This window comes from Actinosynnema sp. NPDC023658 (assembly GCF_040639995.1).
In the GTDB taxonomy this organism is placed as follows: domain Bacteria; phylum Actinomycetota; class Actinomycetes; order Mycobacteriales; family Pseudonocardiaceae; genus Actinosynnema.
Window position 1 is genome coordinate 11,698 of sequence record NZ_JBFAAX010000071.1, and the last position, 8,563, is coordinate 20,260.

Below are 8,563 nucleotides of genomic sequence, written 5' to 3' on the forward strand. Positions count from 1 at the left end.
GGTCCGGCGGTGTTGTTTTTTTGGTGGTGGTGTAGGACCGTGGGTTTTTTTTCGCCGACTCCGCGCCCCCCCCGCGGGGGGGGTTTCCACCCGCGGGGGCAAACACGACCGCGAGTGCGACGCGATTCTTCACAAAAGCCCCCAATTCGCGAGAAAAGACGAGGGGGCAACCTACTACGAGGTGGGTGAGGCCGACTCGGACGGCCTCAGCGTCCGCAGGTCCTGGCAGGCAGGCGCCTTCTCGGCCGCCGCCGACAGCTCCGGCGACGCCTCCAGCTGCTTCAGCGGCGCGACGAAATCATCCAGGCGGGTGATGGCCTCACCGGCGGCCTGCAACCCGCCCACGGGGTCGTTGGCGTCCGCGGCCTCGATGGCGGCCTTGGCGTCGGTGAAGTTCTTCGCGATGCCGGCGAACGTCACCGCCATCTGCTCGACCTGCTCGTCACCGCCCGCCACCGGCGAGGGGCCGACCTCGCGCAGCTTGGTCGCGGTCTGGTTGAACGAGTCGGCCATCTGACCCATGTACGTGCCCATGTCGGCCTTGAGCTTCGCCGGGTCGTTGGCGTCGAGCTGCGGGGGCGTCTTGGGCGTGGTGGTGAACGCCGCGGTCGCCGTGCAGACCTTGTCCATGTACGCCACCGCCGCCTCGTCGGACGGCGCCGAGGACGACGTGGGCGTGCTGGAGCCACCACCGGACCCGGACCCGCAGCCGGCGACCGCCACGACCACGGCGGCCGAGGCGAGCAGCGGAATCAGTCTCATCAGGGTGCTCCCAACGGTGCTAGGCGTCACCGGACAGTGTGCCCCCATCCGGGCGCACCCACCCGGGTCGGCCCGCATGCCGGAACGCGCACCGCCCACGCGCCCGCCGACCTGCCCCGGACGTGCGAGGGCGGGGTGCCCCGACTCGGCACCCCGCCCTCGACCGGACGATCAGGCGTTGGTGGTGGCCTCCGCCGGGGTGTCCGCGATGGCCGTGCCGCGCCGCTTGGACACGACGACCGCCGCCACGATGCCCACCACGGCCACGACGGCGACCGTGTAGCGGATCCCGGCCGACGCGTCCGCGCCGACGGAGAACGTGACGATCGCGGGCGCGATCAGCACCGAGACCAGGTTCATGACCTTGATCAGCGGGTTGATGGCCGGACCGGCGGTGTCCTTGAACGGGTCGCCCACCGTGTCACCGATGACGGTCGCGGCGTGGGCGTCGGAGCCCTTGCCGCCGTGGTTGCCGTCCTCGACCAGCTTCTTCGCGTTGTCCCAGGCGCCACCGGAGTTGGCCAGGAACACCGCCATCAGCGTGCCGGTGGCGATCGCGCCGGCCAGGTACCCGGCCAGCGGACCGACGCCGAGTCCGAAGCCGACCGCGATCGGCGCCAGCACCGCGAGCAGGCCGGGGGTGGCCAGCTCGCGCAGCGAGTCCTTCGTGCAGATGTCGACGACCTTGCCGTACTCCGGCTTGACCGTGCCGTCCATGATGCCGGGGTTCTCGCGGAACTGGCGGCGCACCTCGAACACGATCGCGCCCGCCGCGCGGGTCACCGCGTTGACCGCGAGACCGGAGAACATGAACACCACGGCCGCGCCGATGAGCAGACCGACGAGCACGTTCGGCGCGAACGCGACGAAGTCGCCGTCCTCGAACTTGCTGCCGACGTCGGCCAGCGCCTTGTCGATCGCGTCCTTGTAGGAGCCGAACAGCGCGGTCGCCGCCAGCACGGCGGTGGCGATGGCGATGCCCTTGGTGATGGCCTTGGTGGTGTTGCCCACCGCGTCCAGCTCGGTGAGGATCTGCGCGCCCTCGCCGTCCACGTCGCCGGACATCTCCGCGATGCCCTGCGCGTTGTCGGAGACCGGGCCGAAGGTGTCCATGGCCACGATGACGCCGACCGTGGTCAGCAGGCCGCAACCGGCCAGCGCGACCGCGAACAGCGCCACGATCGCGGAGCCGGACAGCAGGAACGCGCCGTAGACCGCGCCACCGATGACCAGCGCGGTGTACACGGCCGACTCGAAGCCGACCGAGATGCCGGACAGGATGACGGTCGCCGCGCCGGTGAGCGAGGTGCGGCCGACCTCCTTGACCGGCTTGTGCTCGGTGCCGGTGAAGTAGCCGGTCAGCCAGAGGATGACGCCGGCCAGGGCGATGCCGATGATGACCGCGATGGCGGCGATCATCGCGGGGTTGCCCTTGGTGCTCGCGTCCGTGGTCGCGCCCGCGAGGTTGAGGCCCGCGAACGAGGTCGGCAGGTAGACGAACGCCGCGATCGTGCACAGCACCGCCGAGATGACCGCCGAGATGTAGAACGAGCGGTTGATCGCCGCGAGGCCGTTCTCGCCGGTGCGCGCCCTGGTGATGTACACGCCGATGACGGCGGTGATCACGCCGATGGCGGGCACGATCAGCGGGAACAGCAGCCCCTGCGCGCCGAACGCGGCGGTGCCGAGGATGAGCGACGCCACCAGGGTGACGGCGTAGGACTCGAACAGGTCGGCCGCCATGCCGGCGCAGTCACCGACGTTGTCGCCCACGTTGTCCGCGATGGTGGCCGCGTTGCGCGGGTCGTCCTCGGGGATGCCCTGCTCGACCTTGCCGACCAGGTCCGCGCCGACGTCGGCGGCCTTGGTGAAGATGCCGCCGCCGACCCGCATGAACATGGCGAGCAGCGCGGCGCCGAAGCCGAAGCCCTCCAGCACGCGGGGCGCCTGGCCCACGTAGACGAACACGACCAGGGCCGCGCCGAACAGGCCGAGGCCCACGGTGAACATGCCGACCACGCCGCCGGTGCGGAACGCGATCCGCATCGCCTTCTCACGGCCGCCGGTCTCCCTGGCGGCGGCGGCGACGCGCACGTTGGCGCGGGTCGACAGCCACATGCCGAGGTAGCCGATGGTGGCGGAGAAGCCGGCGCCGACGAGGAAGAACAGCGACCTGCCGATCCGTTCACCGATGTCCTCGGCGGGCAGCGCGAACAGCAGCACGAACACGATGACGACGAAGATGCCGAGCGTTCGGAACTGCCGGTTGAGGTAGGCCGCTGCGCCCTCTTGGACCGCCTTGGCGATGTCCTGCATCTTGGAGGTGCCCTGGCCCGTGGCCAGCACCTCCCGGAGCAGCACGTAGCCCACGGCCAGGGCAGCCAGGGCGACCACGGCGACCACGGCCACGAGGCCGCGATCACCTCCGGAGAGCTGTAGGCCCTCCGCGAGGAATTGCCGGGACATCCGTCCTCCTGGTGAGTTTTTCCAAGCCCAATGTCAGGGCCACCCCGCTGCTGTGAGGCGGGTCACTCACGCGACTGTCAGCCCCGACACAACGTGATGCACCCCTCATTGGATGCGATAGCGGCGGAGTCTATTCATAGTGCGCAACCAGGCAACGACGAGTCCCGTTCCGTGCACACACCGTTATCCGCGCAGGCTGCGTTGTCTCCCTTCCGGCGCGCTCCGTGATGTCGCCCGTGTGTGCGAAGCTGCGCCCCGTGGCGAACCAGGGACGTCGTTTGCTGGACCGGGTCCTCGCCGGTGTTCCGACCGGCGAATCGCCGTTGACGCACACGGAACACCAGCCCGCGCGCCCCGCTCAACCCGTTCCGTGGCCGTCGTGGACGCCGTCCCCGATCGTGTCCGCGCTGGTGGAGCGCGGTGTCGCGCAGCCGTGGCGGCACCAGGCCGAAGCGGCGGAGCTGGCGTGGTCGGGATCACACGTCGTGGTGGCGACGGGCACGGCTTCGGGCAAGTCGCTGGCGTACCAATTGCCGGTGCTGAGCGCGTTGACAGTTGATCCGAAGGCAACAGCTCTGTACCTCTCACCGACGAAGGCGTTGGGCGCGGACCAGTTGAGATCGGTGACCGCCCTGGGCGTGTCGGGGGTGCGCGCCGCGTCGTTCGACGGCGACACCCCGATGGCCGAGCGGGATTGGGTGCGCGCGCACGCCAACTGGGTGTTCAGCAACCCCGACATGCTGCACCGCGGGGTGCTGCCGAACCACGCCAGGTGGATCAGGTTCCTGCGCCGGCTGTCGTACGTGGTGGTCGACGAGTGCCACGCGTACCGGGGCGTTTTCGGATCGCACGTGGCGTTGTTGTTGCGACGGCTGCGGCGGGTCGCCCAGCGGTACGGCGCGGACCCGGTGTTCGTGCTGGCGTCCGCGACGGTGGCCGACCCGGGGGCGTCGGCCTCGGCGCTGCTGGGCGCGGACGTCGCGGCGGTGACGGAGGACGGGTCGCCGCGCGCCGGGCGCACGGTGGCGCTGTGGGAACCGCCGCTGCTGGACGAGCTGGAGGGCGAGAACGGTGCGCCGGTGCGCCGGTCGGCGGGCGCGGAGACGGCGCGAATCCTGGCCGACCTGGTCGTGGAGGGCGCGCGGTCGTTGGCGTTCGTGCGGTCGCGGGTGGGCGCGGAGCTGACGGCGCTGGGCGCGCGGCGGGTGCTGTCGGAGGTCGACCCGTCGCTGGCCGCCCGGGTCGCCGCCTACCGCGGCGGGTACCTGCCGGAGGAGCGGCGGGCGCTGGAGCGGGCGGTGTCGTCGGGCGAGCTGCTGGGCGTGGCGACGACGAACGCGCTGGAGCTGGGCGTCGACATCGTGGGGCTGGACGCCGTGGTGGTGGCCGGTTTCCCCGGCACGCTGGCGTCGTTCTGGCAGCAGGCCGGGCGGGCGGGGCGGACGCAGGACACCGACGCGCTGGTGGTGTTCGTGGCGCGGGACGACCCGCTGGACACCTACCTCGTGCACAACCCGTCGGCGGTGCTGGACAAGCCGGTCGAGGCGACGGTGCTGGACCCGACGAACCCGTACGTGCTGGAGCCGCAGCTGGCCTGCGCGGCGGCCGAGCTGCCGCTCACGACCGAGTCGCTGGCCTCGTTCGGCGGTGACGCGGCGCTGGCCGTGGTCGAGGACATGGTGGCGCGGCGGGTGCTGCGGCGCCGGCCGAACGGCTGGTACTGGACGTCGCACGACCGGCCGCACGCCGAGGTGGACATCCGCGGGTCCGGCGGCGAGCAGGTCGTGGTGGTGGAGGCCGACTCCGGGCGGATGCTGGGCACCGTCGACCACGGTTCGGCGTGCTGGCAGGTGCACTCGGGGGCGGTCTACCTGCACCAGGGCGAGTCGTACGTGGTGGACGAGCTGGACCTGGACAGCGGCCTGGCGCTGGTGCACGCGGAGAAGCCGGACTGGTCGACGACGGCCCGTGACACCAAGGACATCTCGGTGGTGCGGGAGCTGGAGCGGCGGGACTTCGACGGGGTGACGGTGTGCCTGGGCGAGGTCGAGGTGACCTCGCAGGTCGTCGGCTACCTGCGGAAGCTGCCGTCCGGTCAGGTGATCGACTCGGTGCCGCTGGCGCTGCCCGCGCAGACGTTGGTGACGCGGGCGGTCTGGTACACGGTCTCGGCCGAGTTGTTGGGCTCTGCGCCGTCGGGCAGTGCGCCGGGGGGCGCCGGTCTGGCTCCGGCGCGCATCCCCGGCGCACTGCATGCCGCCGAACACGCGGCGATCGGCCTGCTACCGCTCTTCGCGACCTGTGACCGCTGGGACATCGGCGGAGTCTCGACCGCCCTGCACCAGGACACCGGGGAGGCGACGGTGTTCGTGCACGACGGTCATCCCGGAGGAGCCGGGTTCGCCGACCGCGGGTTCAACGCGGTAGTCCCGTGGTTGGTCGCTACTAGGGAGGCCATCGCGGCTTGCGCGTGTCCGGCCGGGTGCCCGTCCTGCGTGCAGTCGCCGAAGTGCGGGAACGGCAACGATCCGCTGGACAAGGCGGGCGGTGTGGCCGTGCTGGACGTCGTGCTCGGGGTTGTCGGGGAGAGACGACACGACGCCCGGCACGGCCACGTCGGTCAGGATCGGTCGGCGGCGACCAGGCCGTAGCCCGCGACGCTGCCTGCGGCACGGTCGGTGACGCCGACGCTGTCGGCGGCCTGGACCAGTGCCTCGCGCACCACGTCCGCGTGCGGCAGCTGCCACGCGCAGATCTGCGGCTTGACCCGCCAGTGCACGACGCCGACCTGGGCCGGGCTCGGCGGCAGCGGGACGTACTCGCCCCGGCCGTAGTGCTTGACGTCGGCGTCGGTGATCACGGTGCCGCCGGAGGCGACCAGGAACATCCAGCGGCCCTCGGGGGTCGCCACGATCGGGACGGGGATGCCGGTGGCGCGCAGCTCCACCGCCGCCCGGCGGCCGAGGTCGGCGCCGACCTCGATGGCGTCCACGCCGTGACCGGTGGCCAGCAGGATGCTGTAGGAGTGGCCGGCCCACCAGGTGGCGACCTGCTCCGCCTTGGTGCCGATCCGTTCCTGCCAGTCGTGGTGCACCGGGATGGGTCCGTCGTCCTCGACGCCGTCACGCCCGGCCCACTGCTCACCCGCCGGATAGGTGCCCGGCAGCACAGGCCACCCGTGCCACGCGAGGTTGACCGCCTCCGCGCGCAGCTCGATGCGGAAGGCCCCGCGCCAGCTATCCGACCACTCCATCTTTCGTTCGCCTCCTGCGTTGCGCGTCCACGACACCGTGTCGCGTGCTCGTCGACACCGTGTCGGTGCCACCACTTGAACTAACGACATGACCGGGGGTTTTGGTAACCGGCTGTCGGCAACTGGTCGTTGTGGCACGGCGAACGCGGTGGGCGGGGACGAGCGGCAGAACCGACCACCAGCCGTTGGTTCCGGTTGAAGCCGCGGATCTGCGGTCGTGTGAGTCCGCTCACCGCCGATGGACGACCGTTCGTCGCGTGGGGTAGGGGTCAGGTTTCGGCCGGACCTGCGCGGGCACGGGCGCTGGGCGTGCCGAACACCGTGGCCTCGCCGGACACCCTCACGGTCACCTCCCACCCCTCTACCAGGCACGCGGTCATCCGACCGCCCATCCGCGCGACGACCCACTCGGCCCGCGAGCAGGCGTGCGCCACCCCGGAAGCCACCTCCCCCGCCGCCGCCAACGCACCGAGATCAGCCGCCGCACCCAACCGGTGCCGAGCCACCACGGCCTCCCCGACGTGCACCCCGACCACCACCACCCCGAACCACACCGCCCCTACGGCGACCGCGACCACCGAAGCCGCACCCCGCTCACCCAACACCCGCCTCCGACCCCCTGCACCCCTCCCTCCCCGCTCCAACCCCACGCCCTCACCCCTCTCCACCCCTGCCGCCCCTGCCACTCCTGCTCGCGCCCCCATCCCCGCCTCTGCTGCCCCGTCCGCGCTCACGTCCCCATCTCCGCTCGCACCCGCATTCGCGCTCCCGTCTCCGTCTCCGCTCGAACCCGCATTCGCGCTTCCGTCCCCGTGCCTGCCCGCACCCGCGCTCGCGCTCCCACCCCTGCCCGCACTCCACCTCCGCCCGCGGCCGCACCTCCTCCTCTCCGACCCGGCCGCCCGCCGTGTCCGCCTCCCCGCCCCGCCTGCCCGCCCCCGCCAGCCCTCCTCCTCGCCACCGGCCTCGGGCTCTCGCCTCACCGCCCACCGCGTCGCTGCCCCACCGCATCGCCGCCCACCGCATCACGGCCCACCGCACCGCGTCGCTGCCCGACCGCATCGCGCCGCCCGGCGGCGTCACGGCCCCACCGCATCGCCTCCCGACCGCATCACCGCCCCACCGCCCCTCAGTCCCACCGCCTCGCCGCTCGACCCTGTCCCGGCCCGACCGCCCGGTCGCGTCACGGCCCGACCGCGTGGCCGCCACACCAGGTCGCGGCCTCGGCCTCACGGGACCACCGCGTCCTCCTCCCCACCGCCGGCCGGCTGGTTCCCGTTCCCGTTCCCCACCCCCGGCTCCAGCACCGCGTAGGCGCGGGCCCGGAGGTCGACGCCCAGGCGCGAGATGGCGACCTCCACCGAGGCCGTGTCCCCTTCCCGGTGAACGGTCCATCGGGCCCCTTGCGGCGCGATCGCCTCGACCACGCCCTGCACGCGTGCGTCGTCACCGCGGGCGACCAGCCGGGCGGCTTCACGCGCCGCGTCGGTGCACCGCACCTGCCCGACGACCGCCATCACGGCGGCGACGCCCAGCGCCAGGACGGCGACCAACCCGCAGACCGCCACCGCCGCTTCGACCGTCACCCCGCCCCGGTCGTCCCCGAGCACGCCCCCGTCGTCCCTGAGCGCACTTCGGTCGTCGCCCGGCACGCTCCGGCCGCGCCTCACACGTCCACCGTGAACGCCCGTTGCAGCAAGTCCTGGAGGAAGCCCAGCGCCCAGCCGCCGCTCAGCAGCGAGTACAGGAGCAGTCCGAACGCGGCGGCGGCGAGCGTGCCGATCGCGTACTCCACCGTGGACATCCCGCTGTCGTCCAACACCTTTGCCCTGCCGACCAACATCTTCCACTCCTCCATCTACTGTGGACTGTCACCAGTTACCGCTCACGCCGCTGACGATGCCGATCACCACCGGCACGACGCCCAGGCACAGGAACGCGGGCAGGAAGCACAGCGCCAGCGGCCCCGCCACGAGCACGGCGGCGCGTTGTGCCCGTGCCTCGGCCTGGTCGGCCACCTTCGCCCGCGCCTCCGTCGCCAGGTCCGCCGCGGCACCGGCCAGTGCCGCGCCCGACCGGGCC

General features: G+C 72.3%; 7 protein-coding genes and 1 pseudogene. 1 reads left to right on the forward strand and 7 read right to left on the reverse strand.

What is annotated here, in order from left to right; genetic code table 11:
• Positions 1 to 174 precede the first annotated feature (174 nt).
• Positions 175 to 762 carry a hypothetical protein gene (locus AB0G02_RS11740; RefSeq protein WP_360792745.1) on the reverse strand — a complete coding sequence of 196 codons (588 nt, stop codon included), beginning with the start codon at positions 760 to 762 and terminating at the stop codon, positions 175 to 177.
• Positions 763 to 933: 171 nt separating this feature from the next.
• Positions 934 to 3,228, reverse strand: coding sequence for a sodium-translocating pyrophosphatase (locus AB0G02_RS11745; protein WP_360792747.1), 2,295 nt, complete (start codon positions 3,226 to 3,228; stop codon positions 934 to 936).
• Positions 3,229 to 3,455: 227 nt separating this feature from the next.
• Between AB0G02_RS11745 and AB0G02_RS11750 the strand changes: the two genes are divergently transcribed.
• Positions 3,456 to 5,879, forward strand: a complete 2,424-nt coding sequence (locus AB0G02_RS11750; protein ID WP_360792755.1) for a DEAD/DEAH box helicase — start codon at positions 3,456 to 3,458, stop codon at positions 5,877 to 5,879.
• On the opposite strand, the gene AB0G02_RS11755 is transcribed toward AB0G02_RS11750, so the two are convergent.
• The 5 genes and pseudogenes from AB0G02_RS11755 to AB0G02_RS11775 all read right to left on the reverse strand — a co-directional run.
• Positions 5,849 to 6,481, reverse strand: a complete 633-nt coding sequence (locus AB0G02_RS11755) for a bifunctional DNA primase/polymerase (protein ID WP_360792749.1) — start codon at positions 6,479 to 6,481, stop codon at positions 5,849 to 5,851. The genes AB0G02_RS11750 and AB0G02_RS11755 overlap by 31 nt on opposite strands.
• Before the next feature lie 269 nt (positions 6,482 to 6,750).
• A complete protein-coding gene (locus AB0G02_RS11760; protein ID WP_360792757.1) occupies positions 6,751 to 7,185 on the reverse strand; it encodes an Rv3654c family TadE-like protein in 435 nt (144 codons plus the stop codon).
• Positions 7,186 to 7,710: 525 nt separating this feature from the next.
• Positions 7,711 to 8,151 carry a TadE family type IV pilus minor pilin gene (locus AB0G02_RS11765; protein ID WP_360792751.1) on the reverse strand — a complete coding sequence of 147 codons (441 nt, stop codon included), beginning with the start codon at positions 8,149 to 8,151 and terminating at the stop codon, positions 7,711 to 7,713.
• Positions 8,148 to 8,324, reverse strand: coding sequence for a DUF4244 domain-containing protein (locus tag AB0G02_RS11770; RefSeq protein ID WP_360792753.1), 177 nt, complete (start codon positions 8,322 to 8,324; stop codon positions 8,148 to 8,150). The genes AB0G02_RS11765 and AB0G02_RS11770 overlap by 4 nt, the downstream gene beginning before the upstream one ends.
• 28 nt (positions 8,325 to 8,352) lie before the next feature.
• Positions 8,353 to 8,563, reverse strand: a pseudogene (locus AB0G02_RS11775) (secretion system protein); the annotation flags it as partial.

What these genes read in the sequence shown, in the direction of transcription:
- AB0G02_RS11740 (WP_360792745.1), bottom strand. Translation starts at nt 762, where the DNA reads ATGAGACTGATTCCGCTGCTCGCCTCGGCCGCCGTGGTCGTGGCGGTC.
- AB0G02_RS11745 (WP_360792747.1), bottom strand. Translation starts at nt 3,228, where the DNA reads ATGTCCCGGCAATTCCTCGCGGAGGGCCTACAGCTCTCCGGAGGTGAT.
- AB0G02_RS11750 (WP_360792755.1), top strand. Translation starts at nt 3,456, where the DNA reads ATGTCGCCCGTGTGTGCGAAGCTGCGCCCCGTGGCGAACCAGGGACGT.
- AB0G02_RS11755 (WP_360792749.1), bottom strand. Translation starts at nt 6,481, where the DNA reads ATGGAGTGGTCGGATAGCTGGCGCGGGGCCTTCCGCATCGAGCTGCGC.
- AB0G02_RS11760 (WP_360792757.1), bottom strand. Translation starts at nt 7,185, where the DNA reads ATGGGGGCGCGAGCAGGAGTGGCAGGGGCGGCAGGGGTGGAGAGGGGT.
- AB0G02_RS11770 (WP_360792753.1), bottom strand. Translation starts at nt 8,324, where the DNA reads ATGTTGGTCGGCAGGGCAAAGGTGTTGGACGACAGCGGGATGTCCACG.